A 25,283-nucleotide genomic window follows, 5' to 3' on the forward strand; every position below is an offset into this window, starting at 1 on the left:
AAGCGATGGTTCTTGATGGCCATGATCGTCTGGGGCGATACTGGCGCGATGTTGGACCTTCGGCTCCTTGCCGCCCTCGACGCCGTCGCCCGCCTCGGGACGTTCGGCCGGGCCGCTGCCGAGCTCGGCTACACCCAGTCGTCGTTGAGCCAGCAGATCGCCACGCTGGAGCGTCGGGTCGGTGGCGCCGTCTTCGACCGACCCGGCGGAGCCCGACGACCACTCATCACCCCACTCGGTCGGCTGGTGCTGTCACAGGGGCAGCCCTTGCTGGCAGGGGAGAGGGCCGCCCGCGACAGCATCGACCGCTTCCACGCGGGCGGTGGACGGGTCGACGTCGGAACCTTCCAGACCGTGACCAACGTGCTCCTGCCCGAGGTCGTGGAGCGGCTGCGAGCCGAGCACCCCGACGCCGAGATCCGGCTGTTCGAGGACGAGACGGACGAGCCGCCCCTCGACTCCCTCGACCTCGTCTTCCTTGACAGCGCTGGACCCGACGACGCCGACAGGGTCGAGGTCTTCAGGGACGAGCACGTGGTGCTGGCTCCCCGAGGCGTCCTCGCCCCCGGGCCCGTCCACCTCGCCGACCTCGATGCCCGAGCCATGGTCGCGCTCCCACCGATCTGCGACCAGGCCGTGGTCGAAGGTGCCTTCGCTGCCGCCGGGGTGGTCCCGGACATCGTCTTCCGCACGGCCGACAACCAGGGGGTCACCTCGATGGTCCGGGCGGGCCTCGGTGTCGCCGTCATGCCGGTGCTCGCGGTCTGGGGCCAGCGCGCGGATGATGCCCTGACGTTCCACCGGCTGGAGCCCGCAGTGCCCGACCGGGTCGTGCACCTGCTGTCGCGAGGGACGCTCTCGCCGCTGGCTCTGCGGCTGCGCGAGCTCTCGGTCGACGTGGGTGAGCAGCTCGTGGCAGAGCTCAGGCTCGCCCTGCCCGCTTCTCGGCCTCGACCTTGAGTGCCGACAGGTGGTCGTCCCAGGTGTCTGCCCGGCTCGCCAGCCACGTCGCCGTGTGACGCAACGGCTCCGGTCGGACGTGGAAGCGCACCTCACGGCCGGTGCGGGCGGACTCGACCAGTCCTGCGTCGGCGAGCACGGTGAGGTGCTTGAGGACCGCCTGGCGGGTGATCGTCAGACCCTGCGCGAGAGCGGTGGCCGTGGCGACCTCGCGGCTCGCCAGCGAGTCGAGGACGGAGCGACGGGTGCCGTCGGCCAGCGCCGCGAACACCTTCGTCGCGGCGTCCTCGAGTGGCGGGGTCCGACTCATGGCGCCTCGAGGTGCGTCTTGAGGGCACCCAGCTCGGTCTCCCAGCCGGACTCGTTGTCGCGGTAGTTCTCGGCGACCTTCCCGGCGGCGAGGTCGATCGAGGCGAACCCACTCTCGACGACGCTCACCGTGACGGGTCCGTCCTCGAGGCCCTCGAGAAAGAACTCGACGAGGGTGTTCCCCGCCTCGACAGCGCGCTCATCCCACGGCGCCCAACGGAACGCGACGTGGCTCGGTTCGTTGGAGCCCTCGATGAGGAGGGGGAAGGTGCCGTGTGTGTCGTTGGTGACGTGCCAGACGCCGTCCTTCTCCTGAATGGCGTTGTCGACGATCGAGCCGTCATTGATCCACCAGCCCGGCTGGGAGACGAGCTCCCACACGATGGCGAGCGGTGCGTCGATCTCGATCTCGCGGGTGATGGTGTCCTGTGCCTGGTCGGTGCTCATGGTTCCTCCGGTCGGTCTTGATGTGCAACAACAGAGTTGCACAAGACAAGCGCAAAGTGCAACTGTCAGGTTGCACGCGCACAGCGAGCTGCCCGCCGCCCGTCCCGAGGGACGCAGCGGCGGGCAGTCGTGTGCTCAGTGACCGACGGTGCGTGAGTCCGGGTCGCCGACGAGGTCGCCGTCCTCGCGGTCCTCGTGGTCGTCGACCATCGTGGCCTCGTCGAACGGATCCTGTCCGGACAGGACCCGGTCGAGCTGGGGTCGGTCAAGCTCCCCGACCCAGTGGCCGATGAGAATGGTGGCGATCGAGTTCCCGGCGAAGTTCGTCAGGGCCCGTGCTTCGCTCATCATCCGGTCGATGCCGACGATGAAGCCGACACCGTCGACGAGGTCCGGGCGGTGCGACTGCAGTCCGCCGGCGAGCGTCGCCAGCCCGGCGCCGGTCACGCCAGCAGCGCCCTTGGACGCGATGATCATGAAGACGAGCAGGGAGATCTGCTCACCCAGGCCGAAGGGCTTGTCGAGGGCCTCGGCGATGAAGAGCGAAGCCATCGTGAGATAGATCGCCGTGCCGTCGAGGTTGAACGAATACCCCGTCGGGACAGTGATGCCCACCACCGGACGCGAAACACCGATGTGCTCCATCTTGGCGATGAGGCGGGGGAGCGCGGACTCGGAAGAGGACGTCGAGAGGATGAGCAGGAACTCGCGAGACAAGTAGCGCAGCAACTTGAAGACGTTGATGCCTGTCACGGCCTTGAGCAGCGAGCCGAGGATGACGAAGACGAAGATCGCGCAGGTGATGTAGAAGGCGATCATGATGAGCGCCAGCGACTTCAGCGCCTCCCAACCGGTGGCTCCCACGACGGCAGCCATCGCTCCGAACGCACCGATCGGGGCGGCATACATGATCATCGACATGAGCCGGAAGACGAGCCGTTCGAGGTGCTTGACCCCGTTGAGGATCGGCTCACCGGCGCGTCCCATCTTCTGCAGGGCGAAGCCCGCGAGCAGTGCCACGAGCAGCGCCTGGAGCACCGATCCGGACGTCAGCGCCGAGACGAGGGTGTCGGGGATGAGTCCGAGGATGAAGTCAACGGTCGACGTGTGCTCCTCGCCGACGGCCTTCTGGCCGCTGGAGGCGAGCTCGTCGGTGAGGTGCAGACCGGCGCCGGGCTTGACGATGTTGCCGACCACGAGGCCGATCGCGAGGGCCACGGTCGACATGGTGAGGAAGTAGCCGAGGGCGAGGCCACCGACCTTGCCGACCTGGGCGGCCTTTCGCACCGAGCCGATACCGAGGACGATGGTGCAGAAGATGATCGGGCTGATCATCATCTTGATGAGGTTGACGAAGGCCGTGCCCATCCACTTGAGCTTGACCCCGAATTCCGGGGCGATGATCCCGACGGCGATGCCGGCGATCATGGCGATGATGACGGCGATGTAGAGCCAATGGGTTCGGTCCCGGCGTGCGGGCCGTACGACGACGTTGTCGGTCACGGGTGTCTCCTGGGTCGGGACCCGGTGGTTCCGGATCTGGTGAGCGACCCTGAGTCTGCTGGCGGGAGTGACTAGGGTCACGCTTGTGTTCATTGAGTGCCGGGATTCCCTCATGCGGGTGCCCCGCCGACCGATTTCCTGGGTATGCCGGTGAGGTCGCCTCGCGCGGGCACCTCACCTTCGCGGTGGAGCGTGGCCACGCAGACGTTCGTGCTGCAGGTGGGCGTGGCGCTGCTGGTCGTCGCGGTCGGGTTGGTCGCGGCCTACGTCCAGGCACGGCGGGCCCAGACGCAGGAGGCGACGTCGCGCGCGATGTCCGTGGCGCGCACGGTGGCGTCGACCCCAGAGGTGGTCGATGCGCTGACGGTGACGGCTCCCGTCGCTCCGGCTCCGACGTCACCCGTGCAGGAGTTTGCCGAAGAGGTCCGCCGCGCGACCCAGACCGACTTCGTCGTCGTCATGACGACGAGTGCCGTGCGACTGTCCCACCCCGACCCTCGACAAGTCGGCCAGCGCTTCCTCGGTCACATCGATGGGGCCCTGCGTGGGGGTGAGGTCGTCGAGGACTACACCGGCACCCTGGGGCCCTCGCGTCGGGTCGTCGTCCCGGTCCACTCCGATGCCGGCACCGTCGTCGGCCTCGTCTCCGTCGGGATCAGGCGCACCGAACTGTCCAAGGCGGTCCAGGCGCAGCTCCCCGCCCTGCTCGTCGCCGGAGCCGCCGCGGCGCTGCTCTCCGGAATCGGCACCGGACTCGTCTCCCGGCGCACCCGACGCCAGACCCTCGGGCTGGGCGAGGCCCAGCTGCGCGAGATGTACGAGTACTACGACGCCGTCCTCCACGCCGTCACCGAGGGTCTGCTGCTCGTCGACGACAAGGGTCGGCTACAGCTCGCCAACGACGAGGCGGTCCGGTTGCTCGGCCTCCCAGACGGCGCGACCGGTCGTCCGCTCGCCGAGCTCGGGCTCGCTCCCGCACTCACAGCGGCCCTCTCCGACGGGGAGCGCCGCGAGGACGAGCTCCACGTCACGGAAGCCCGGGTCCTCGTGCTCGGCACGGCTCCGGCGATGTGGGAGGGCCGGCGCCTCGGAACCGTGGCGACCTTGCGCGACCGCACCGACCTCGAGCACCTCACCGGCGAGCTCGACTCGGCCCGCGGCATCACGGAGGCGCTGCGGTCGCAGGCCCACGAGTCGGCCAACCGGATCCACACGATCGTCTCGCTCATTGAGCTCGGGCACACCGAGCGCGCCCTCGAGTTCGCGACCGACGAGCTCGCGGTCACCCAGCAGCTCGCCGACGACGTCGTCGCCGCCGTCACGGAGCCCGCGCTCGCGGCGCTGCTCGTCGGCAAGAGCGCGCAGGCGAGTGAGCGCGGCATCGACCTGCGCATTGCACCGGGTGCCGAGTGGCCCTCCGGTGCCGTGCCCGTTCGCGACGTCGTCACCATCGTCGGCAACCTCATCGACAACGCCTTCGACGCGGTGACCACCGGCAACCCCGGCGCCGAGCGGCGGGTCGACGTCGACGCCCGGGTCGAGCGGAATGCCGACACCGCTGCCGATGCCGATGTCGGCACCCACACGCTCATCCTCGAGGTCGCCGACTCGGGTCCGGGTCTGCCCGAGGACACGGTCGAGCTGGTCTTCCGTCGCGGCTTCAGCACGAAGGGTGAGGGCAGCGCGGGTCGCCGGGGGATCGGGCTCGCACTCGTCGCCCAGACGATCGAGCGATTGGGTGGTTCCCTCGAGGTCACGGGCCCTCCCGGTGCGCGATTCGCCGTCCGCCTCCCGCTTGCCGCAGCGCGTTCCGATCTGGGGAGCGCTGATGCCTGAGCCCCTGCGTGTCCTCGTCGTGGAGGACGAACCCGTGGCCGCCGAAGCTCACGCGACCTGCGTCAACGCGGTGCCCGGCTTCGTCGTCGCGGCCATGGCTGCGACTGGTCAGGAAGCGCTGAGAGCGTTGCAGGAGAACGCGATCGACGTCGTCCTCCTCGACATGAACCTGCCCGATCGTCACGGTCTCGAGATCGTTCGGGCCATGAGGGCTGCGGGCCACAAAGCCGACGTCATCGCGGTGAGCTCGGCGCGTGATCTCGACATCATGCGTTCGGCGGTCTCTCTCGGCGTGGTCCAGTACGTCCTCAAGCCGTTCGCCTTCGCCACCCTGCGTGATCGGCTGCAGGCCTACCTCGACTACCGCGCGACCCATCTGGCCACAGCTGAGGTCGGCACACAGGCCGAGGTCGATGAGGTCTTTGCCGCGGTCCGGCCGTCGCGCGCGGCCACGCTGCCCAAGGGCATGTCCGAGGAGCTCTTCGGCCGGGTCGTCTCAGCGCTGCGCAACGCGCCGGAGGCCTGTTCGGCCAGTGAACTCGCAGCCGAGCTGGGTGTGAGCAGGGTGACGGCGCGCCGCTACCTCGAACACCTCCATGACAGCGGTCTCGCGACTCGACGCTCGCGTTACGCCGGTGCGGGTCGTCCCGAGGTCGAGTACGCCTGGCGCACCTGACGCCACCAGACAGTCAGCCGGCGAGCCCAGCGGCCAGCCAGTCAGTCGTCGAGGGCCTTGAGCAGGGTGAGGTTCTTGGACAACTCGGCCTCGTCGCCGTCGACCGCAGCCCAGAGGACCTCGACGCCACAGCGCACGATGCACCACAGGCGCCCGACCTCCTCGTCGAGGCCCGCGGCGTCACACGTCACCTCGAGTCGATGACGCACCGACCAGCGCATCGCGGCCCCAGTGCCGAGCTCGTCAAACCTGTTGCGCAACAACGGATGCAGCTCGTAGCCAGCGGCGCCCGCCAGCGGCTTGGGGTCGATGGACAGCCACGGCGCACGATCGGCGGCGAGCACGTTCTGGAAGTGCAGGTCGGTGTGGAGGAGCACTCTTGGCCCCGGTTCCGCGAGAAGTTCCCGAGCCAGGCCCGTGACCCGACTGACCACCCGTCGGGGGATGTCCGTGCGCTGGCGCAGCCGGGTGAGATAGGGATCCAGGTACGCCGCAACCGTGCGGATCGTGGGTGGTGCCGACTCGTGCAACTCGCGATACAGGCCGCCGATGGCCGCGCACGCCTCGTCGATGTCAACGATCTGGAGGTCTCGCGTCGAGTCGAGCCGTTCCAGCAGCAAGGCCCCACGGGATGGGTCCGCAGCGACGAGCCTCACGGCACCATGTCCATCCCACGCCCGCAGGGCAAGGTGCTCCTGCGCCGACTCCACGTGCGGCCAACCGATCTTGAGGACGAGCTGCTCGCCGTCCGGGTCGTCACGACGAACCACGGGGTGCACGACCGCAGTCCACCCGGTCATCGGCTCGCCCGCAAGGGAGAGGCCCCACTCGTCGAGGCACTCGCGGGCGAGGCGATCGACGTCGCGGACCCAGTCTGCGCCCGTCGGTCCGCCTTCCGAGGGGAGACGGCTCATCCAGGTGAGCCACTCCGACGGGGCGTGGGGACCGGACCGGCGACCTTCGCTCACGCGAGCCCGGGAAAGGCCGAGAGGGGTATGCCGTGTCGCTGGGCCAGCGCTGCCACGGTGCCGAGCCAATGGGGAACCGTCGCAAACACGGTGCCGGCATCTGCGTCCGGGGCGCTGAGCGTCGGGAGCGCCTCGCCGAACGCGCCGAGCAACGTCGTCAGGGCCTCAGTGGCCAAGGTGGCGGCCTGAGCGGGTGTCGTCACGGGGTGGGGGAGCACCCGACCGAGTTCTGGCGCCGGTGCAGCCTCGCCGGCCCCGTCGACCAGCTCGGCGGTGAGGGAGTGGAGTTCGGCCAGGTGCGCGACCCAGACCTTGCGGGTGGCGAGGTCCGAGCGGGCGGCCGCAACCTCGAGGAAGTAGCTCGCCGTGCGCACCGCCGTGATGAGGGGCACGAGAACCGAGGGAGTCGACCATCCCTGTGTGGCGGAGGGTGATGCAGAGGGAGTCGGCGTTGCCGCGGCGCGGGTGGGTCCGGCGAGGTCGAGGGCCGCGTGGGCCTGGGCCAGCACGGCGAGGAGGGTTGGACGCAGCTCGGCTTCGGCCCCTTGGCAACCCCGGCCCGCCGTGACGATCGAGCCTTCGACCGTGGCCAGCGTTGCGGGCGCCACGGGGACGGACGGTGAGGCTGAGGCTGAGGGCGTTGCCGGCGGGGTGACAGACGGTGGGGTGACAGACACTGACACGCTGGCCGACGGTGTCGGTGAAGGGGTGGCCGAGGGCAGCTCACCCTCCGGGACGCCCCTTTGGCGCAGGGCGTCGTGGAGGACCGTGGCCTGACGCTGGTGCAGGGGAGCCAGCCGGGACGAGATCGCCACCTTGGGATCGACGGGTGCCAGGGCGGCATACTCCAGCGCCGCGAGAAGGCCCAGGAGTGCCTCCTCGCCGTCGATCCGGGACCGGGTCGGCACGAGGGGAACGCGCGGAGCATCGTCCTCGAGCCGGATACCGCACCCCGAGAGGACGGCAACGACCGTTCCGAGGGCCCCCGCCGTCACGAGGCGCCGGGACGGGGTCGGGCCCGTCGAGGTGACGTCACGCATGGCGGCATCCTCGCACGCGTGGAAGCGCACGGCCCTGCCCGGCTAGAGTGGGCGTCGCTGCAGCGGCTACGACAACGGCCACCGCGGCTCGAGAACTATAGAGAGGGAGACCGATGACCCGGGACACCGGAGTGCAAGAGCTGATTGACGGTGCACTGCACGGTTCGGGAGTCGTCCTCGAAGAGGTCGTCGTGACTCCCGCCGGCCGCCGCCGCGTCGTCAGGGTCGTCGTGGACCGGGCCCTTGAGGTCACGGGCGACGTCACGCAGACTCTCCCTTCCCTCTCGCTCGACGAGATCGCCAGTGCCACGCGCACCGTGAGCGACGCCCTCGACGAGTCCGACGTGCTCGGTGAGCAGCCCTACACGCTCGAGGTCACCTCGCCCGGTGTCTCACGCCCGCTGACCGCGGCCTCGCACTTCCGTCGCAACGTCGGCCGCCTCGTGGTGCTGACCCCGCGTGACGGCGAGCCCGTCACCGGCCGCATCGTCCGCGCCGGCGACGACGACCTCACGTTGCAGATCCCCGCCGTCAAGAAGACGCCCGAGCGCGACGAGATCTTCACGTATGCCGCGATCGACCGCGCCGATGTGCAGGTCGAGTTCTCGCGCAAGGACGACGCCGGCACCTCGGACGACGCGGACCTCTCGGACGACGCGGACCTTTCAGACGACACCGACCCTGCATCCGATCCCGATGCCCACGATGTGGGCACCGGCGCCGACACCGTTGACCTGACCTCGCACAAGGAGAACTGACCATGGACATCGATCTCGCCGTCCTGCGGGGAGTCGAGCGCGAGCGCGACATCTCGCTCGACGTGCTCATCCCCGCGATCGAGCAGGCCCTCCTCCTCGCCTACCAGCGCACCGACGGGGCCTACCGCAACTCGCGCGCCGAGCTCGACCGCAAGACCGGGCACGTGACGATCTGGGCCCGCGAGGAGTTCGAGGTTCCCGTCGAGGAGGAGCCCACAGCCCCCGCCGAGCCCACTGCTGACGCAGTGTCTGCGGAGGTGGCTGCCCCAGCCACCGATTCCGCAGACGCAACGGAACCGGAAGGTGACGCGGAAGGTGACGACGCCGACGCCGAGGCACCCGTCGTGGAGTCTCCCGTCGAGCGTCCGGCCCCGCGCATGCGCCGCGAGTACGGCCCTGAGTTCGACGACACCCCGACCGACTTCGGTCGTGTCGCGGCCGCGACCGCCCGCCAGGTCATCGTCCAGCGCCTGCGTGACATCGAGGACGACGCGATCATGGGCGACTTCAAGGGTCGCGAGGGCGACATCGTCGCCGGCGTCATCCAGCAGAGCCCGGACCCGCGCCACGTCACGGTCGACTTCGGCACGGTCGAGGGCATCCTGCCGCTGGCCGAGCAGGTCCCCGGCGAGAAGTACGTCCACGGCCAGCGCCTGCGCGTCTACGTCGTGAGCGTCAAGCGTGGCCTGCGCGGACCGCAGATCGGCCTGTCACGCACCCACCCCAACCTCGTGCGCAAGCTCTTCGCCCTCGAGGTCCCCGAGATCGCCGACGGCAGCGTCGAGATCGCCGCCCTGGCCCGTGAGTCCGGTCACCGCACCAAGATCGCGGTGCACACCAAGGTCGCGGGCCTCAACGCCAAGGGCGCCTGCATCGGCCCGATGGGTGCTCGCGTGCGCGCCGTCATGGCCGAGCTGCACGGCGAGAAGATCGACATCGTCGACTTCAGCGAGGATCCGGCGTCCTTCATCGCCTCTGCGCTCAGCCCCTCACGGGTGCAGTCGGTCGAGATCGTCGACTGGCAGCTGCGTGCGGCCCGGGTCATCGTCCCCGACTACCAGCTCTCCCTCGCGATCGGTCGCGAGGGGCAGAACGCCCGCCTTGCCGCCAAACTCACCGGCTGGCGCATCGACATCCGCTCCGACAACCCCTCCGCCGGGGCCACTCAGGGTGCGGCTGAGCCGTCCGGTGACGCGCCGGACGCTCGCTAGGCGCTAGAGTGGACGGGACCGACCGGACTGGACTCCGGGCTCGGGCGTCTCACGCTGAGGCGAGCACACGGCATACATCGTCAAAGATGGAGCCAGTGCGCACCTGCGTGGGATGTCGAGTCTCGGATAGCCGGTCGGCACTCCTGCGAGTGGTCGTCGGAGGTCCAGGGGCTCTCGTTCCTGATCTTCGACGGTGTCTTCCGGGGCGCGGCGCATGGCTGCATCCCACCGGAGACTGTTTCGACCTCGCCGTCCGACGACGGGCGTTCGGGCGTGCGCTGCGAGTCAGCGCGCCTCTGGACACCGAAGCCGTGGCGGAGTGGATCGCGACCCACGAGCAAACAACCAACCAACCATCCCCAGGGAACCGACCGTAACTCTGAACTAGAGAGTGGTTTGACGCTGATGAGCATCCGATGAGAACTCAGTAATGAGCTCCCCCCCAAGTTAGCGGTCCGCGATTTCTGCTTCGTCAGGTCGCAGGGACCAGAAGAAGGAGAAACGTGGCAAAGGTTCGAGTCAGTGCACTCGCCAAAGAAGCAGGAGTGACCAGCAAGGTCCTCCTCGAACGCCTCAATGAGATGGGCGAGTACGTCAAGTCGGCGTCCTCGACCGTCGAGGCACCCGTCGTGCGTCGCTACACGGAGAAGTTCCCGTATGCCGCGCCCGCCGCAGCCCCCGACGCGGCCAAGCCGGCCGCGCAGAAGGCACCCGCCCCGGCCGCACCGGCCCCGCCGGCAGCACCTGCGCAGGCTGCATCCCCCGAGTCCGGCTCCGCGCCGGCCTCCCCGGGCCCGAAGGCCCCGTCGGCGGCTCCCGCCCCGGCAGCCAGCCGGCCCGCTCCAGGTCCGGCGGCTCCCGCCCCGACCGCCCCCGCTCCCGCTGCTGCGGCGACCCCGGCTCCGGCCGCACCCGCCCCCGCAGCACCTGCTCCTGCAGCACCTGCTCCTGCAGCACCTGCCCCGGCAGCGCCTGCTCCCGCAGCACCCGCCCCGTCGGCTCCGGCCGCGAGGGCAACTCCCGAGTCCGGCGCACGCCCGGCTCCTCGCCCCGGTGCGGGTTCCCCGCGCCCCGGCAACAACCCGTTCGCGCCCAGCCAGGGCATGCGTCAGGGCCGCGATGGCGGTCGTGACTCCGGCCGCGAGGCTCCCCGTGAGGGCGCCCGCGAGGGTGGTCGTGAGTCTGGCCGCGAGGGCGGTCGCGAAGGCGGCGGCTCCGCTCGTCCCGGGAACAACCCGTTCGCACCGAGCCAGGGCATGCCGCGTCCGCGCAGCGCACCCCGTCCCGGTGGCGCCGCAGGTGCAGGAGCCGGCACAGCCGGTCCCCGTCCCGGTGGTGCACGACCCAGCCCCGGCATGATGCCGTCCTCCAGTGCGGTCGCCCGTCCGGGCGAGCGTCCCGGCGGCGCTGCTCGCGGTGGCCGACCGGGCGCCGGTGGCGCTGGTCGCCCCGGCGGCGGCGGCCCCGGTGCAGGTGGCGGCGGCTTCGCCGGTCGTCCCGGTGGCGGTGGCTTCCGTGGTGGAGCCGGTCGCGGCTCGACTGCTGGTGCCTTCGGTCGCGGGGGTGGCCGTCCCGGTCGCGCGCGCAAGTCCAAGCGCGCCAAGCGCGCTGAGTTCGAGGAGATGCAGGGACCGTCGATCGGTGGCGTGAGCGTTCCCCGTGGTGATGGCAAGACCATCATCCAGGTGCGCCAGGGTGCATCCCTCACGGACTTCGCCGACAGGATCAACGCCAGCCCGGGCTCGCTCGTCACCGTCATGTTCCACCTCGGTGAGATGGCGACCGCGACCCAGAGCCTCGACGAGGACACCTTCCGTCTGCTCGGTGCCGAGCTCGGCTACGACATCCGCATGGTCTCCCCGGAGGAGGAGGAGAAGGAGTTGTTCGACGCCTTCTCCATCAACCTCGAGATCGGTGTCGACTCCGAGGACGAGGACGACCTCGCGGCTCGCCCGCCGGTCGTGACCGTCATGGGTCACGTCGACCACGGCAAGACGCGACTTCTGGACGCGATCCGCAACGAGAACGTCGCGGGTGGCGAGTCCGGTGGCATCACCCAGCACATCGGTGCCTACCAGATCCACAAGGAGCACGAGGGCGTCGACCGTCCGATCACCTTCATCGACACCCCGGGTCACGAGGCGTTCACCGCCATGCGTGCTCGTGGTGCGAAGGTCACGGACATCGCGATCCTCGTCGTCGCAGCCGACGACGGCGTCATGCCGCAGACCATCGAGGCGCTCAACCACGCCCAGGCGGCCGACGTCCCGATCGTCGTCGCGGTCAACAAGATCGACGTCGAGGGCGCCAACCCGTCCAAGATCCGTCAGCAGCTCACCGAGTACAACCTCGTTGCCGAGGAGTACGGCGGCGAGACGATGTTCGTCGACGTCTCGGCCAAGCAGGGCGAGAACATCGACGCACTGCTCGAGGCCGTCCTGCTCACCGCGGACGCCGCTCTCGACCTGCGGGCCAACCCCGACCGTGACGCCCGTGGTGTCGCGATCGAGGCCAACCTCGACAAGGGTCGTGGTGCAACCGCGACGGTCCTCATCCAGTCCGGAACGCTCCACGTCGGTGACGCCATCGTCACGGGCAGCTCCTACGGTCGCGTTCGCGCCATGCTCGACGAGCACGGCAACAACCTCACCGAGGCGGGCCCGTCCCGTCCGGTCCAGGTCCTTGGTCTGTCCTCGGTCCCGCGTGCAGGCGACACGTTCGTCGTGGCGCCCGATGACCGCACCGCACGCCAGATCGCGGAGCGTCGCGAGTCGGCCGATCGTCAGGCCAGCCTGGCCAAGGCCCGCAAGCGCATCTCGCTCGAGGACCTCAACGAGGCGATCGCGCAGGGCAAGGTCGACACCCTCAACCTCATCCTCAAGGGTGACGTGTCGGGTTCTGTCGAAGCCCTCGAGGACGCTCTCCTCCAGATCGATGTGGGTGAAGACGTCGACCTGCGGATCATCGACCGCGGCGTCGGTGCCATCACGATGAACAACATCAACCTGGCTGTGGCCTCCAACGCCATCATCATCGGCTTCAACGTCCGGGCCGAGGGCCTGAACGCTGACTACGCCGAGCGTGAAGGCGTCGAGATCCGCTACTACTCGGTGATCTACCAGGCCATCGAGGAGATCGAGCAGTCCCTCAAGGGCATGCTCAAGCCCGAGTACGAAGAGGTCGAGCTCGGCACCGCCGAGATCCGCGAGATCTTCCGCTCGAGCAAGTTCGGCAACATCGCCGGATCGATCGTGCGCAGCGGCGAGATCAAGCGCGGCACCAGGTCACGCATCACGCGTGCCGGTGTCGTGGTGTCCGAGAACGTCGAGATCGCCGGCCTGCGCCGGTTCAAGGATGACGTCACCGAGGTCCGCGACGGCTTCGAGTGCGGTATCAACCTGGGGTCCTACAACGACCTGCAGATCGGCGACCTCATCGCCACGTACGAAATGCGAGAGAAGCCCCGGGCCTGAGACGACTTATTGCGCCTTCTTGTCATGAGGAGCCCAGCGACGAGTGACAAGAAAGCGCAATAGGTCGTGAAGAAGGACGTGACCGGCCGGCATACCGACTTTCTCGGTATGCCGGCCGCTCGCCTTTCTGGGCCGTCTCGCCGAGCGCTGTCGGCCGGTCGATCTACAGTGATCGTGCGCTGCTCGTCGTGGCGCAGGCCGAGCAACGAGGGGGAGCCATGACCGACCGCGGGACTTCGGAGTGGATGGGTCCGGTGCCGGCAGCTGACGGCTGCGACTGCCAGGTGTGTCGTCCGGATCCGGCCTACGACGAGGATGAGCGCCGGACCATCGATACGGTCCTGCAGCACGGCTGGCAGGTGAGTCTGGTCTCGGATGACGTACGTTGCGAACACACCGATCACGACCACGTGGCTCACGGGGACGAGGGTCACGACGCCGACGGCTCGCCCTCATTCGCCTACACCGTCGGTCTCGGCCACCGGTGCGGACACCCCGAGCTCCTCATCTCCGGGCTGGACCCGGAGGTGATGCATCGTGCTCTCAACGACCTGACCCGCAGGGTGATGCAGGGCCGACGACTTGCGCCTGGCGACGTCCTTGAAGACGTGCTGGCGGGTGTTCCTGTCGTCGTCGAACAGGTGACGGACGACGCGCTGCGAGAGACCGTGACGTGGTCGGGATGGTTCCACCGACGCAGGCCCGAAGCCCTGGCCATCGTGTGGCCCAGCGTGGCGGGCCTGTTTGCCTGGCAGCCGGGGGCACCGAGCGTGCTCAACGAGCGCCAGCCACCCGAGTGGCGCGCCCCCATCCGGCACACCGGCGGAGTGGACGTTGATCCATCATGGGATTTTCCCGTTCCACCGGAGCGCATGGCGTTCTCCTGCGTGCACGTGGTGGAGGACGGCGAAGCCATCCTGTGGGTGGCGCGCGAGCTCGAAGAGACGCGCGGCGAGGACTGGAGCATCCACTGCGGCGCCGACGGCCACGACACCTCAGAGATGCGCATGGTGCACCTCGCGCACCTGGTCCGCTCGGCGCCAAGTCTGCGGGCGCTCAGCAGCCTGGGGCTCGACGAAGAGGCATTTCGCATCTCGACCGACAGCGAGTGGACAATCGAGCCGCTGGCCTGACCGGAGCCATGCGGCCGACACCCCATCGGGCGCATAGTGTGTGCGGGCACCACCAAACATCTAGAAGGAGTTGTCGTGGCTGACGCCGCTCGCGCCCGCAAGGTCGCCGACCGCATCAAGACCCTCATCGCCGCAGGACTGGGCTCGATCATCAAGGACCCCGACCTCGGTTTCGTGACGATCACCGATGTCCGGGTGACCAACGACCTCCAGCACGCGTCGGTCTTCTACACCGTCTTCGGTGACGACGCCCAGAGGGCGAAGACCACGTACCTGCTCGAGGAGAACCGCGGCAAGCTGCGCAGCCACGTCGGCAAGAACCTCGGCATCCGGCTCACCCCGTCGCTCGAGTTCATCGCCGACGCGATCCCCGAGACGGCGGCCCACCTCGAGGACCTCCTGCGTGAGGCGCGCGAGCGCGACGCCGCCGTGGCGGCTGCTGCGGCCGGGGCCACCCACGCCGGCGACGCCGACCCCTATCGTCACGACGACGAGCCGGCCGACGACGAAGATGATGACGAGGACGACGTCGCCCCCGTGAGCGCGGACGCGGACGCCCAGATCCGGGACACGCAGACCAGCGACACCGACCGCGCGTGAGCGAGACGGTCGACGGGCTCCTCGTCGTCGACAAGCCGAGCGAGTGGACGAGCCACGACGTCGTGGCGCGCGCCAGGCGGTTGTGCAACACCCGCAAGGTGGGGCACGCCGGGACGCTCGACCCGATGGCTACGGGCGTGCTCGTCCTCGGTGTCGGTCGAGCCACCAAGCTGCTGACCTTCCTCGTCGGCGTCGACAAGGACTACACCGCGACGATCCGTCTCGGGCAGGCCACGCTCACCGATGACGCGGAGGGTGAGGTGACCAGCGCCCCCGGTGCTGCGGACCTGGCCGACGACAGCATCGCCGCAGCCGTCGCGACCCTCACCGGTGCCATCCAGCAGGTTCCCAGCTCGGTGAGCGCGATCAAGGTCAAGGGCCAGCGGTCCTACCACCGAGCCCGGGCGGGGGAGTCCGTCGATCTACCCGCGCGGCCAGTGACGGTGTCCCGCTTCGAGATTGGTGAGGTTCGCCGCTCGACGCTCACCGGCGATGACGGGAACGAACTCGCGATCATCGACGTGGACGTTGAGGTCACCGTGTCCTCCGGAACCTACGTCCGCGCCCTCGCCCGCGACCTCGGAACGGCCCTGGGTTCGGCTGGCCACCTCACCGCCCTGCGACGCACGCGCGTCGGAGGATTCAGTCTCGACACGGCATACGCCCTGTCTGACCTGGAGGCACGTCAAGGGGAGCCGATGCCGGTCATCCCGCTCGCCGACGCGGCGCGGGCCGGGTTCGTGGCACGCGAGCTCAGCGACGACGAGGCCCGCACCATCGGCTACGGACAGAAGCTCCCCTCCGCCGAGCCCGGGCGTCTCGAGGCCGTGGCCGCGTTCGCTCCCGACGGCTCACTTGTCGCGATGCTCGACGAGTCGAAGGCCACAGCGCGGAGCCACGTCGTCTTCGCTCCGGCGAGTTCGTAGAGTGTCCACCGTGCACCGCTTCACCGATCCCGCCGAGACGCCCGACGAGCTGGCGCCCTGTGTCGTCACGCTCGGCAACTTCGACGGCGTCCACCGCGGGCACAAGGCGGTGCTGTCGCGCCTCGTCGAGATCGGTGGTGAGCGCGGGCTGCCTGCCGTCGCGGTGACCTTCGACCCTCACCCCCTCGCCGTGCTGCACCCCGACCGTGCCCCCGAGGTCATCACGCCGAGCGCGGTTCGCGATGACCTGCTCGAGGCGACCGGCCTCGACGGTCTGCTTGTCCTGGAGTTCACCAAGGAATTCGCGCAGCAGTCGCCGCAGGAGTTCGTCCAGGGCACCTTCGTCGACGGTCTCCGGGCCAAGGTGGTCGTCGTGGGCGTCGACACTCGCTTCGGCCACAAGAACTCCGGTGACGTCGCGACGCTGCGTGAGCTCGGTGAGACCTACGGCTTCGAGGTCATCGCGCTCGAGGATGTCGGCGACGGTGAGCGCTGGTCCTCGACGTCGGTGCGTACTGCGTTGGCCGACGGCGACGTCGCTGCCGCAGCCCGTGTGCTGGGTCGCCCCCACCGTGTCGTCGGCACTGTCGTGCACGGCCACCACCGGGGCCGCGAACTCGGCTTCCCCACGGCCAACCTGTCGCCCGACTCCGCTGGCCTCGTCCCCGCCGAAGGTGTCTATGCCGGTTGGCTGACCCGCCTCGATCTCGACCCCGGGGAGCCCGACCGCACGATGCCGGCCGCGATCTCCATCGGCACCAACCCGACCTTCGACACCAAGGACCGCCGCACGGTGGAGGCCTACGTCCTCGACCGCGACGACCTCGACCTCTATGACGAGCGCGTTGTCGTCGAGTTCGTCGAGCACATCCGCCCGACCCTGCGGTTCGACAGCATCGACGACCTCCTCGTCGCCATGGCCAAGGACGTCGAGCAGTGCCGCGCGGTGCTCACCCAGATCGTCCACTGAGCCTTCGAGGCCGGTGGCTCCGCCAGGACCTCGGCCTCCTCGTCGGGGCCGCCGGCACATCGGTCGTCGGCGCGCTGCTCGTGTGGTCCGCCACCCACGAATCTGCCGGCACGGCATACCTGTTCCGTCATCTGCTCAACACGGTCATCGGCGTCGGGCTCGCCGTCGGCGTGACCCGTCTGGGGCACCAAGGTTTGCGCCTCATCGCACCGTGGCTCTACGGCCTCTCGCTCCTGGGACTCATCGCGGTCCTCACGCCGCTCGGGGTGACGATCAACGGGTCCCGCTCGTGGATCCCGGTCGTCGCCGGCTTCACCGTGCAGCCGTCCGAGTTCGCCAAGATCGGGTTGGCGCTCGTGCTCGCGTTCGTCTTCGCCGACCGGTGGGAGCGGCAGGTCGCTCCGAGCAGCCGTGATGTCGTGCTCGGTTGGGTGCTCGCTGCGGTGCCGGTCGCGCTCATCATGCTGCAGCCCGACCTCGGCTCGGCCATCGTCCTCGGGGCGCTGGCCTTCGTCGTCATCGCGATCGCGGGTGCGCCGCGTCGTTGGATCGCCGGGGTGGGGTTGGTGGCCGTGGGCCTCGTCGTGGCGGCCCTGACAACGCCCCTGCTCAGCGACTACCAGCGTGATCGCCTGCTGTCCTTTGCCAACCCGAGCGCCGACCCACAGGGCATCGGCTACCAGACCCGTCAGGTGCGGCTCGCGATCGGCTCCGGCGGTTGGAACGGGCAGGGCTTCATGGAGGGTCGTCAGACCCAGGGCGGCTTCATCCCCTATCAGCTCAACGACTTCATCTTCTCGGTTGCGGGGGAGGAGCTCGGCTTCATCGGGGCCGCTGGGCTGCTCATCCTGTTGTCCTTCATCGTGATCCGCGTCTTCGTCGTCGCCGGGCGTGCGGGTGACGCGTTCGGGCGGTTCGTGGGCGTGGGCGTGGGCACGTGGCTCGCCTTCCAGGTCTTCCAGAACGTCGGGATGAACCTCGGCGTCATGCCCGTGACCGGACTGCCTCTGCCCTTCGTCTCCTACGGCGGGTCGTCGATGTTCGCATCCTGGCTCGCCATCGGTGTCGTCAATGCGGCGTATGCCGCGGGGCACCGCGACCGCGTCTAGCTCGCCTTGTCGCTGTCGTGGGAGAGGAGGGCGTCCACGACAGCCAGGAACGAGGCCTCGGCGCGTTCGGGGGAGCCGAGCAGTCCGGCGAGCTCGAGACTGACGAAGCCGTGGGCCACCGCCCACATGCGGCGGGCGTGTTCCCACGGGTGACTCGGTTCGGGCAGGAAACCGGCGGCCACGGCTCGCTGGGTGGCGGCTTGGAGCTTGGTGAGCGAGTTCTCCCCGACTCGGCGGTCTTCGGGGGTCAGGGGTGAGCTGTCACCAGCGATCCCGCCGAACATCACGGCATACAGCTGCGGGTTCTCGAGTCCGTTCGCGCGGTAGGCGCGGGCGACGGCCACGAGGTCGGCGCGCGGGTCGTCCGTGACGGGGAGATCGTCGAGGTGGAGGTCGAGCTGGCGGAAGCCTTCCGCGACGACGGCCCGCACGAGGTCGGTCATGCTGCCGAAGTGGGTGTAGACGGTCATCGTCGACGTGCCGAGCTCCCTCGCGAGGCGACGTGCGCTGAGGGCAGAGGGGCCCTGCGTGGCAAGAAGCGTGGCGGCGGCGCGCACCACCTCGTCGGAGGTTGTCCGGGGAGTGCGCATGGGCTTCCTCCTCCTTCATCACGGTGTTATGCTCATTTTGTATAACAGTGTGATGTTAACTCAGGTGGAAGGTCTTGTCATGGTTGCGCTCCCCAGCTGGAAGTCGATCGGCGGGAGCTCTGCGCTCCTGCGCCACGGCCTCAACGTCTGGCCGCCGTTTGCCTTCGCCAGGATCCGCGTGACCGATCTGAGTCCGGACTTTCGTCGGGCCCGCGTCGAGCTCGCGAGCAATCCGCTCACGCGCAACTACGTCGGGACCCAGTTCGGCGGCTCGATCTTCGCGATGACCGACCCGTTCTGGATGTTCCTCACGCTGCGCTCGTTGGGCGAGGACTACATCGTCTGGGACCAGGCCGCCGAGGTGCGATTTGTCAGGCCGGGTCGAGGGCGGCTGCACGCGGACTTCGAGGTCACCGACGAGCTGATCGACGAGTTGCGCGAAGCGGCCAGCGGCGGCGACAAGGTGTTGCGCTGGTGCGAGACGGACGTCCTCGACGACTCCGGCGAGATCGTGGCCCAGGTGCGCAAGCAGCTCTACGTCCGCCTCAAGCGCAGGGCCACGAGCCGGTTGGCGATGTCCGGCTGACGGGCGGGTGAGGCGTGCCTGAGGTGCGGCGTATTACCCGCGGGTCACATTTGTTGTGAGTGAGCGCGGGCGATGGGGGATTTGTGGGAGTATCCGGCCACGACTTCCCCAATGACGAGGATGCCCGCGATGCCCAGTGCCACCCCCCAGATCCACACGGCCTCCGACGAGGCGATCGATGAGCACATCTTCAATGAGCGTTCGCAGAGCGTTGCGCATCTCTTCCGCGAACGTGTCGCACTCAGTCCCGACAAGGCCGCCTTCATGTACGCGAAGGTCGGCGCGGGAGCGGACGGTGCGGACGAGTGGGTCAACGTCGCGTGGGCCGAGCTGCAGACCAGGGTCAACGCCATCGGCGCCGGGCTCGTCGCCCTCGGCGTCGGACCCGAGGAGCGCGTGGGAATCGCGTCCGGCACCTGCTACGAGTGGGCCGTCGCCGACCTCGCGATCATGGTGTGCGGTGGCGTCACCACGACGATCTACCCCACCACGATCGATGATGACGTCGCCTTCATCCTCAGTGACTCCCTGAGCAAGGTCGTCTTTGCCGAGAACGCCGAGCAGGTCGCCAAGCTGCGCCGCATCCAGAGCCAGATCCCCGGAGTCAGCAAGGTCGTGACCTTCGATCCCGAGGCCGCCAGCGGTGAGGATGACTGGGTCATCTCCCTCGACAGCCTCGAGGGTCTGGGACGTTCCGGCCTCCAGCGCGACCCCGGCCTCATCGACGAGCGCATCGACGCCATCACCCCTGACCGTCTTGCCACGATCATCTACACGTCGGGCACGACAGGTCGACCCAAGGGAGTCCGGCTCAAGCACAAGAGCTTCGTCTACGAGGCTGCCGCGATGCATGCGGCAGGACTGCTGAGGGAGGACGACCTGCAGTACCTCTGGCTGCCCCTGGCCCACATCTTCGGCAAGGTGCTGCTCACCGTTCCCCTCCAGACGGGTCTGACGACGGCCATCGACGGCCGGATCGACAAGATCGTGGACAACCTCGCCGTCGTGCACCCGACCCTCATGGGTGCTGCCCCGCGCATCTTCGAGAAGGCCTACGGTCGGATCAGCCTGATGATGGAGCAGGAGGGTGGGGCCAAGCTCAAGCTCTTCAACTGGGCCGGTGGCGTCGGCCGCGAGGTCAGCGAGCTGCGCGAGCAGGGCAAGGAGCCGAGCGGCCTGCTCGCCGTCAAGCACGGTCTCGCCGACAAGATCATCATGAGCAAGATCCGCGAGCGCTTCGGCGGCAAGATCCGCTACTTCATCTCAGGTTCGGCGGCTCTGAACCAGGACATCGCTCGCTGGTTCGACTCGATGGGCCTGCCGATCCTCGAGGGCTACGGCCTGACCGAGTCCACCGCTGGCGCGTTCATCGTGCGACCGGGCGCCCTGAAGTATGGGTCGGTCGGATGGCCCTTCCCGGGGTCCGAGGCTCGTATCGCTGAGGACGGTGAGCTGCTGCTCCGTGGCGAGCACATCATGGACGGCTATCACAACAACCCCGAGGCCACGGCCGAGGTTCTCACGGCCGACGGGTGGTTCCACACGGGCGACATCGGTGAGATCGACGATCGCGGCTTCCTCAGGATCACCGACCGCAAGAAGGACCTCTTCAAGACCTCCGGGGGCAAGTACGTCGCGCCGTCGGTCATCGAGTCGTCCTTCAAGGGACTGTGCCCCTACGTGAGCCAGTTCCTCGTCTATGGCGCGGACCGCAACTTCGTCTCCGCGCTCGTCACCCTCGACCCGGACGCCATCCAGGGCTGGGCGGCGTCCAACGGGCTGGGCGAGCGCACCTACGCCGAGATCGCGACCTCCGACAAGGCCCACGAGATGGTCCAGGGCTACGTCGACGAGCTCAACGCCGGGCTCAACCGGTGGGAGACGATCAAGAAGTTCTCGATCCTCGACTCCGACCTCACGGTCGACAGCGGCGAGCTCACCCCGAGCCTGAAGCTCAAGCGCAAGGTCGTGACGGAGCGCTACCAGGACACGCTCGACGCCCACTACGCCGGCAGCTGAGACACAGCCGCCCCTTGGGTCACCACCTTCGTCCCCCTCATCGGTCCTCGATGAGGGGGACGAAGCGGTAGGCCCCGTGAATCTCCACCCGGGCGTCGCCGGTGGCGGTGCCGTCCCGGTCGAATCCCGGGTCGCGCGTGACCTTGTGCATCCACCCGAGCACGGGGATGACCATGACGCCACCGGGCACGAGCTGGTCGACGAGCGCCCGGGGGAGGGTTCGCGCCTCCGCCGACACGAGGATCCGGTCGAAGGGCCCGTCGCCCGGTGACCCCAGGACTCCCGGAGTCGCGAGCGTGAGGTGAGCCCACGGCATACCCGCTCGGTCGAGGTTGGCCGCGCCGACCTTGCGGAGTTCGGGCAGCCGCTCGACGCCGATCACCGAACCGTTCGGGCCGGTGAGGTGCGCGAGCAACGCGGTCGTCCATCCCGAGCCAGCACCGACGTCGAGGACCCGATCACCGGGGCGGACGTGCAGGAGTTCGAGCATGGCGGCGACGGTGCGGGGCTGGGAGTTCGTCTGGCCGTACCCGATCGGTAACGGCCCGTCACGACCCGCGTGCCGGCGTTCACGCAGGGGCAGGAAGTCCCGGCGCGGCCTCGCGGCCATCGCCTCCGCCACCTGTTCCCGGACGTCCACCACCCCAGTGTGCACGCGACTTTGGGCACTGCCGCGCTGCGAACGTACCCTTGGTCCATGCACACCCGTACTGCTGGCGACTCCCTGTTCCCCGCGCTCGAGCCCCTGCTCGAGCAGGTGAGCAAGCCGATCCAGTACGTCGGTGGCGAGCTCAACTCGACCGTCAAGGACTGGGACTGCGGCGGCGAGAACACCGTCCGCTGGGCGCTCATGTACCCCGACGCCTACGAGGTCGGTGTCCCCAACCAGGGCTCGATGATCCTGTACGAAGTCCTCAACGAGCGTGACGGTGTCCTCTGCGAGCGCACGTATGCCGTGTGGCCCGACATGGAGGCCCTCATGCGTTCCGAGGGGGTCCCGCAGTTCACCGTCGACGCGCACCGCGCGATTGGTGACTTCGACGTCCTCGGGGTGTCGTTCTCGACCGAGCTGGGCTACACCAACCTCCTCACGGCGCTCGACCTCGGCGGCATCCCGCTGCACGCGCGCGACCGCGTCGACGGAGACCCCATCGTCATCGCTGGCGGGCACGCGGCGTTCAACCCGGAGACGATCGCCGACTTCATCGACGCCGCGATCATCGGTGACGGCGAGGAGGCCGTCCTCATGGTCACCGGCCTCGTCAATGCGTGGAAACGCGAGGGTATGCCGGGAGGCCGGCGTGAGCTGCTCCTGCGCCTGGCGAAGACGGGCGGGGTCTATGTGCCCGGGTTCTATGACGTGTCCTATTTGGCGGACGGACGGATCCAGCGCATCGCGCCAACCGAGCCGGGTGTGCCATGGCGCGTCTCGAAGCACACCGTCATGGACCTCGACGCGTGGCCGTACCCGAAGCAGCCGCTCGTGCCGCTCGCCGAGTCGGTGCACGAGCGCATGTCGGTCGAGATCTTCCGTGGCTGCACCCGTGGCTGCCGCTTCTGCCAGGCCGGCATGATCACCCGCCCGGTGCGCGAGCGCTCCATCACCGGCATCGGCGAGATGGTCGAAAAGGGCCTCGCCGCAACGGGATTCGAAGAGGTTGGTCTCCTGTCGCTGAGCAGCGCCGACCACTCCGAGATCGCCGAGCTCACCAAGGGGCTGGCCGATCGCTACGAAGGCACCCAGACCGGACTGTCCCTGCCCTCGACGCGCGTCGACGCCTTCAACATCGACCTTGCCAACGAGCTCACCCGCAACGGTCGCCGCTCCGGGCTGACCTTCGCGCCCGAGGGTGGCAGCGAGCGCATCCGCAAGGTCATCAACAAGATGGTCACCGAAGAGGACCTCATCAAGACCGTGTCGGCGGCCTACGGCGCGGGCTGGCGCAACGTCAAGCTCTACTTCATGTGCGGCCTGCCGACCGAGACCGACGAGGACGTGCTCCAGATCGCCGAGCTCGCCAAGAGGGTCATCGAGACCGGGCGTCAGGTCAGCGGCCGCAAGGACATCCGCTGCACCGTGTCGATCGGTGGGTTCGTGCCCAAGCCGCACACGCCGTTCCAGTGGGTCGCGCAGCTGTCGGCCGACGAGACCGACGCCCGACTCACCAAGCTGCGCGATGCCATCCGCGCCGACCGCCGCTTCGGCTCGTCCATCGGTTTCCGCTACCACGACGGCAAGCCCGGCATCGTCGAAGGACTGCTTTCGCGCGGTGACCGTCGGGTCGGTGCCGTCATCGAGCAGGTGTGGCGTGACGGTGGGCGCTTCGACGGCTGGAGCGAGCACTTCTCCTACGAGAAGTGGATGACCGCCGCCGACAAGGCCTTTGCCGCGAGCGAGTGGCCGATCGACGTCGACTGGTACACGACGCGCGAGCGCGAGGAGTCCGAGGTCCTGCCCTGGGACGTCGTCGACTCCGGCCTCGACAAGGAATGGCTCTGGCAGGACTGGCTCGACTCGCTCGACGAGACCGAGGTCGACGACTGCCGTTGGACTCCCTGCTTCGACTGCGGCGTGTGCCCGCAGCTGGGCACCGAGATCGAGGTCGGCCCGACCGGCAAGGTCCTCCTGCCCCTCACGATCCTCGGCGCCGGCAAGGCCGCCATGGCCGAGCACACCCACGCCTGACCGATGTCGGGGCGACCAGTCGGGGCTTCTGTGACGAGTCGGGCGTTGGGTCCACCCCGACAGGTCACAGAACCCCCGACCCGTCACGTCATTGACGACCGCCCTGCTGTCGCTGACCTCATCGCGCTGCGCCTCGCCTGGAAGCCGGCCTCCTCTGACGCCGAGGCCGCCGGTCTCCCCGAGGAGTTCCGCACCTGGTGGGAACGCAACGGTGCCTCAAGGCGAGCATGGATCGTGAGGGGAGGGGACGGCATACCCATCGGCATGGCGAACGCCGCCATCTTCGAACGCATGCCGGTCCCGGGAACGGGATCGGCGCGGTGGCTCTACGTCGCCAACGTCTTCGTTCTCCCGGAAAACCGTCGGCGGGGCATCGCGGCGGACCTCATGAACGCGATCGTCCAATGGGCTCGCGCCGAGGGGATGGTCCGGATCGTGCTGGCGCCGAGCGAGGTGTCGATCCCGTTCTACGCCTCGCTCGGATTCCGCGCTGCCGACGACCTCATGCGCCTCGACCTGTGACGTGCCCTTGTCGGTGGGCGGTGCCACGCTGAAGTCATGAGCCGCACGATCCAGGTCACGTTTGATGCCCATGACCCAGCCGCACTGTCGCGGTTCTGGGCCGAAGCGCTCGGTTACCTCATTCCTGGCCCGCCCGGTGTGGAGCTGCCCGAGGGCGCCGACCCGTTCGAGGCGTGGGAAGAGTTCCTCACCAAGCTCGGCGTGCCCGAGTCACAGCACAACTCCCGGTCCGCCATCGAGGACCCCGACGGCAATGGGCCGCGCGTCTTCTTCCAGCAGGTGCCGGAGGACAAGGCGGCCAAGAACCGGGTGCACCTCGACGTCCGGGCCGCGCCCGGTCTCGACGGCGACGCACGCATGGCGGCACTGGAGGCCGAGTGCGCGCGGCTCATCGGCCTGGGTGCGCAGCGAATCCGCCGGTTCGAGCCTCAGCCGCCCATGGAGGCCGGCTTCATCGTCATGGTCGATCCCGAGGGCAACGAGTTCTGCCTCGACTGAGCGCGCGCCTGAGGGACTGGTCAGGGACCACTCGGGGTTGCTCCCGATTCCCCTGACGAGCACCAGTCGCGAGGCTGGCTCCATGATCTGGTTCGCCGTCCTCACGCTCGTGTGGCTCGTCGTCGCGGTGTTCGGCCTGCAGGCGCGACAACGGGGGAGCGCCCGGGTCGCGCGACGGTGGACGACCCGCCTGTATGCCGTCACTTGCGTCCCGCTCACGGCTCTCGTCGTCGGGGGAGCGCTGGTCGCCGTACAGCTCACGTTCTCCCAGGCGGGCACGGGTGAGGCCATCACTGCGGCCACTCCGTACGCCCAGTGGCTCGCCATCGCCATCAACCTCGTCATCGTCGACATCGTCATCCGGCGACGCGATGTCACGCCACGGGCGAGCGGCCGACTCGGCGCACAGGTTCACGAGTCATTCACCTTCGGATCGGCATCCAGCCCTCGCCCGTGACTAGGT

25 protein-coding genes are annotated in these 25,283 nt (G+C 68.8%); 18 read left to right on the forward strand and 7 right to left on the reverse strand.

Going from position 1 to position 25,283, the window contains the following annotated elements; translation table 11 throughout:
- Window positions 1-15: 15 nt before the first annotated feature.
- Complete coding sequence (locus tag ACFQRE_RS09460; protein WP_380121499.1) at window positions 16-960, forward strand: LysR family transcriptional regulator; 945 nt, start codon at window positions 16-18, stop codon at window positions 958-960.
- Here ACFQRE_RS09460 and ACFQRE_RS09465 read toward each other — a convergent pair.
- From ACFQRE_RS09465 to ACFQRE_RS09475, 3 genes are all read right to left on the reverse strand, one after another.
- Window positions 923-1,270, reverse strand: a complete 348-nt coding sequence (locus ACFQRE_RS09465) for an ArsR/SmtB family transcription factor (RefSeq protein WP_380121501.1) — start codon at window positions 1,268-1,270, stop codon at window positions 923-925. The genes ACFQRE_RS09460 and ACFQRE_RS09465 overlap by 38 nt on opposite strands.
- The gene (locus tag ACFQRE_RS09470) at window positions 1,267-1,716 is read right to left on the reverse strand and encodes a hypothetical protein (RefSeq protein WP_380121503.1); all 450 of its coding nucleotides are present in this window, start codon (window positions 1,714-1,716) and stop codon (window positions 1,267-1,269) included. The genes ACFQRE_RS09465 and ACFQRE_RS09470 overlap by 4 nt, the downstream gene beginning before the upstream one ends.
- A gap of 135 nt (window positions 1,717-1,851) precedes the next feature.
- Window positions 1,852-3,219: a cation:dicarboxylate symporter family transporter gene (locus tag ACFQRE_RS09475; protein WP_380121505.1), complete on the reverse strand. Its 1,368-nt coding sequence runs from the start codon at window positions 3,217-3,219 to the stop codon at window positions 1,852-1,854.
- 192 nt (window positions 3,220-3,411) lie between these two features.
- Between ACFQRE_RS09475 and ACFQRE_RS09480 the strand changes: the two genes are divergently transcribed.
- Together ACFQRE_RS09480 and ACFQRE_RS09485 are read left to right on the forward strand one after the other, a co-directional pair.
- The gene (locus tag ACFQRE_RS09480) at window positions 3,412-5,055 is read left to right on the forward strand and encodes a sensor histidine kinase (RefSeq protein WP_380121507.1); all 1,644 of its coding nucleotides are present in this window, start codon (window positions 3,412-3,414) and stop codon (window positions 5,053-5,055) included.
- Window positions 5,048-5,731, forward strand: coding sequence for a response regulator (locus ACFQRE_RS09485; RefSeq protein WP_380121509.1), 684 nt, complete (start codon window positions 5,048-5,050; stop codon window positions 5,729-5,731). The genes ACFQRE_RS09480 and ACFQRE_RS09485 overlap by 8 nt, the downstream gene beginning before the upstream one ends.
- A 41-nt stretch (window positions 5,732-5,772) precedes the next feature.
- Here ACFQRE_RS09485 and ACFQRE_RS09490 read toward each other — a convergent pair whose 3' ends face one another.
- Window positions 5,773-6,645, reverse strand: a complete 873-nt coding sequence (locus tag ACFQRE_RS09490) for an aminoglycoside phosphotransferase family protein (protein WP_380121511.1) — start codon at window positions 6,643-6,645, stop codon at window positions 5,773-5,775.
- A gap of 50 nt (window positions 6,646-6,695) precedes the next feature.
- Window positions 6,696-7,739: a hypothetical protein gene (locus ACFQRE_RS09495; protein ID WP_380121513.1), complete on the reverse strand. Its 1,044-nt coding sequence runs from the start codon at window positions 7,737-7,739 to the stop codon at window positions 6,696-6,698.
- Between the two features lie 113 nt (window positions 7,740-7,852).
- Here ACFQRE_RS09495 and rimP point away from each other — a divergent pair, with 113 nt between their 5' ends.
- The 9 genes from rimP to ACFQRE_RS09540 all read left to right on the forward strand — a co-directional run bounded on the left by rimP (window position 7,853) and on the right by ACFQRE_RS09540 (window position 17,919).
- Window positions 7,853-8,497, forward strand: a complete 645-nt coding sequence (gene rimP, locus ACFQRE_RS09500; RefSeq protein WP_380121515.1) for a ribosome maturation factor RimP — start codon at window positions 7,853-7,855, stop codon at window positions 8,495-8,497.
- A gap of 2 nt (window positions 8,498-8,499) precedes the next feature.
- Window positions 8,500-9,708: a transcription termination factor NusA gene (gene nusA / locus ACFQRE_RS09505; RefSeq protein WP_380121517.1), complete on the forward strand. Its 1,209-nt coding sequence runs from the start codon at window positions 8,500-8,502 to the stop codon at window positions 9,706-9,708.
- 86 nt (window positions 9,709-9,794) lie between these two features.
- Window positions 9,795-10,085, forward strand: coding sequence for a YlxR family protein (locus ACFQRE_RS09510; protein WP_380121647.1), 291 nt, complete (start codon window positions 9,795-9,797; stop codon window positions 10,083-10,085).
- A gap of 126 nt (window positions 10,086-10,211) precedes the next feature.
- On the forward strand, window positions 10,212-13,181 hold the full coding sequence (infB, locus tag ACFQRE_RS09515) for a translation initiation factor IF-2 (RefSeq protein ID WP_380121519.1): 2,970 nt from the start codon (window positions 10,212-10,214) through the stop codon (window positions 13,179-13,181).
- A 218-nt stretch (window positions 13,182-13,399) separates the two neighbouring features.
- Window positions 13,400-14,314 (forward strand): DUF4262 domain-containing protein, encoded by a 915-nt coding sequence (locus ACFQRE_RS09520; RefSeq protein WP_380121522.1) that lies wholly within the window; start codon window positions 13,400-13,402, stop codon window positions 14,312-14,314.
- 75 nt (window positions 14,315-14,389) lie between these two features.
- Complete coding sequence (rbfA, locus tag ACFQRE_RS09525) at window positions 14,390-14,914, forward strand: 30S ribosome-binding factor RbfA (protein ID WP_380121524.1); 525 nt, start codon at window positions 14,390-14,392, stop codon at window positions 14,912-14,914.
- Window positions 14,911-15,840 carry a tRNA pseudouridine(55) synthase TruB gene (gene truB, locus ACFQRE_RS09530; RefSeq protein WP_380121526.1) on the forward strand — a complete coding sequence of 310 codons (930 nt, stop codon included), beginning with the start codon at window positions 14,911-14,913 and terminating at the stop codon, window positions 15,838-15,840. Before rbfA ends, truB begins: the two co-directional genes overlap by 4 nt.
- Before the next feature lie 10 nt (window positions 15,841-15,850).
- Window positions 15,851-16,810, forward strand: coding sequence for a bifunctional riboflavin kinase/FAD synthetase (locus tag ACFQRE_RS09535; protein ID WP_380121528.1), 960 nt, complete (start codon window positions 15,851-15,853; stop codon window positions 16,808-16,810).
- The gene (locus tag ACFQRE_RS09540) at window positions 16,777-17,919 is read left to right on the forward strand and encodes an FtsW/RodA/SpoVE family cell cycle protein (protein WP_380121530.1); all 1,143 of its coding nucleotides are present in this window, start codon (window positions 16,777-16,779) and stop codon (window positions 17,917-17,919) included. Before ACFQRE_RS09535 ends, ACFQRE_RS09540 begins: the two co-directional genes overlap by 34 nt.
- Here ACFQRE_RS09540 and ACFQRE_RS09545 read toward each other — a convergent pair.
- The gene (locus ACFQRE_RS09545; protein ID WP_380121533.1) at window positions 17,916-18,509 is read right to left on the reverse strand and encodes a TetR/AcrR family transcriptional regulator; all 594 of its coding nucleotides are present in this window, start codon (window positions 18,507-18,509) and stop codon (window positions 17,916-17,918) included. The genes ACFQRE_RS09540 and ACFQRE_RS09545 overlap by 4 nt on opposite strands.
- Before the next feature lie 79 nt (window positions 18,510-18,588).
- Between ACFQRE_RS09545 and ACFQRE_RS09550 the strand changes: the two genes are divergently transcribed.
- Together ACFQRE_RS09550 and ACFQRE_RS09555 are read left to right on the forward strand one after the other, a co-directional pair.
- Complete coding sequence (locus tag ACFQRE_RS09550; RefSeq protein WP_380121535.1) at window positions 18,589-19,095, forward strand: DUF4442 domain-containing protein; 507 nt, start codon at window positions 18,589-18,591, stop codon at window positions 19,093-19,095.
- A gap of 129 nt (window positions 19,096-19,224) precedes the next feature.
- Window positions 19,225-21,114, forward strand: a complete 1,890-nt coding sequence (locus tag ACFQRE_RS09555; RefSeq protein WP_380121537.1) for an AMP-dependent synthetase/ligase — start codon at window positions 19,225-19,227, stop codon at window positions 21,112-21,114.
- A 37-nt stretch (window positions 21,115-21,151) separates the two neighbouring features.
- Here the strand turns inward: ACFQRE_RS09555 and ACFQRE_RS09560 are convergent, their stop codons facing one another.
- Entirely contained in the window at window positions 21,152-21,754 is a 603-nt protein-coding gene (locus ACFQRE_RS09560; protein WP_380121539.1) for a protein-L-isoaspartate O-methyltransferase family protein, read from the reverse strand.
- Between the two features lie 57 nt (window positions 21,755-21,811).
- Between ACFQRE_RS09560 and ACFQRE_RS09565 the strand changes: the two genes are divergently transcribed.
- The 4 genes from ACFQRE_RS09565 (at window position 21,812) to ACFQRE_RS09580 (ending at window position 25,277) form a co-directional block, all read left to right on the forward strand.
- Window positions 21,812-23,800 carry a TIGR03960 family B12-binding radical SAM protein gene (locus ACFQRE_RS09565; RefSeq protein ID WP_380121542.1) on the forward strand — a complete coding sequence of 663 codons (1,989 nt, stop codon included), beginning with the start codon at window positions 21,812-21,814 and terminating at the stop codon, window positions 23,798-23,800.
- Window positions 23,801-23,845: 45 nt separating this feature from the next.
- On the forward strand, window positions 23,846-24,322 hold the full coding sequence (locus tag ACFQRE_RS09570) for a GNAT family N-acetyltransferase (RefSeq protein WP_380121544.1): 477 nt from the start codon (window positions 23,846-23,848) through the stop codon (window positions 24,320-24,322).
- Between the two features lie 36 nt (window positions 24,323-24,358).
- Window positions 24,359-24,820: a VOC family protein gene (locus tag ACFQRE_RS09575; RefSeq protein ID WP_380121547.1), complete on the forward strand. Its 462-nt coding sequence runs from the start codon at window positions 24,359-24,361 to the stop codon at window positions 24,818-24,820.
- Between the two features lie 82 nt (window positions 24,821-24,902).
- Window positions 24,903-25,277: a hypothetical protein gene (locus ACFQRE_RS09580; RefSeq protein ID WP_380121550.1), complete on the forward strand. Its 375-nt coding sequence runs from the start codon at window positions 24,903-24,905 to the stop codon at window positions 25,275-25,277.
- Window positions 25,278-25,283: the final 6 nt, after the last annotated feature.

Origin of the sequence: Knoellia pratensis (genome assembly GCF_042666395.1) — a bacterium.
GTDB classification, from domain to species: domain Bacteria; phylum Actinomycetota; class Actinomycetes; order Actinomycetales; family Dermatophilaceae; genus Knoellia; species Knoellia pratensis.

Excerpts from the sequence above, each read along its gene's own strand:
- ACFQRE_RS09460 (WP_380121499.1), top strand. The coding sequence starts at position 16 with ATGGCCATGATCGTCTGGGGCGATACTGGCGCGATGTTGGACCTTCGG.
- ACFQRE_RS09465 (WP_380121501.1), bottom strand. The coding sequence starts at position 1,270 with ATGAGTCGGACCCCGCCACTCGAGGACGCCGCGACGAAGGTGTTCGCG.
- ACFQRE_RS09470 (WP_380121503.1), bottom strand. The coding sequence starts at position 1,716 with ATGAGCACCGACCAGGCACAGGACACCATCACCCGCGAGATCGAGATC.
- ACFQRE_RS09485 (WP_380121509.1), top strand. The coding sequence starts at position 5,048 with ATGCCTGAGCCCCTGCGTGTCCTCGTCGTGGAGGACGAACCCGTGGCC.
- ACFQRE_RS09490 (WP_380121511.1), bottom strand. The coding sequence starts at position 6,645 with ATGAGCCGTCTCCCCTCGGAAGGCGGACCGACGGGCGCAGACTGGGTC.
- ACFQRE_RS09495 (WP_380121513.1), bottom strand. The coding sequence starts at position 7,739 with ATGCGTGACGTCACCTCGACGGGCCCGACCCCGTCCCGGCGCCTCGTG.
- rimP (WP_380121515.1), top strand. The coding sequence starts at position 7,853 with ATGACCCGGGACACCGGAGTGCAAGAGCTGATTGACGGTGCACTGCAC.
- nusA (WP_380121517.1), top strand. The coding sequence starts at position 8,500 with ATGGACATCGATCTCGCCGTCCTGCGGGGAGTCGAGCGCGAGCGCGAC.
- ACFQRE_RS09510 (WP_380121647.1), top strand. The coding sequence starts at position 9,795 with ATGGAGCCAGTGCGCACCTGCGTGGGATGTCGAGTCTCGGATAGCCGG.
- ACFQRE_RS09520 (WP_380121522.1), top strand. The coding sequence starts at position 13,400 with ATGACCGACCGCGGGACTTCGGAGTGGATGGGTCCGGTGCCGGCAGCT.
- ACFQRE_RS09545 (WP_380121533.1), bottom strand. The coding sequence starts at position 18,509 with ATGCGCACTCCCCGGACAACCTCCGACGAGGTGGTGCGCGCCGCCGCC.
- ACFQRE_RS09550 (WP_380121535.1), top strand. The coding sequence starts at position 18,589 with ATGGTTGCGCTCCCCAGCTGGAAGTCGATCGGCGGGAGCTCTGCGCTC.
- ACFQRE_RS09555 (WP_380121537.1), top strand. The coding sequence starts at position 19,225 with ATGCCCAGTGCCACCCCCCAGATCCACACGGCCTCCGACGAGGCGATC.
- ACFQRE_RS09565 (WP_380121542.1), top strand. The coding sequence starts at position 21,812 with ATGCACACCCGTACTGCTGGCGACTCCCTGTTCCCCGCGCTCGAGCCC.
- ACFQRE_RS09575 (WP_380121547.1), top strand. The coding sequence starts at position 24,359 with ATGAGCCGCACGATCCAGGTCACGTTTGATGCCCATGACCCAGCCGCA.
- ACFQRE_RS09580 (WP_380121550.1), top strand. The coding sequence starts at position 24,903 with ATGATCTGGTTCGCCGTCCTCACGCTCGTGTGGCTCGTCGTCGCGGTG.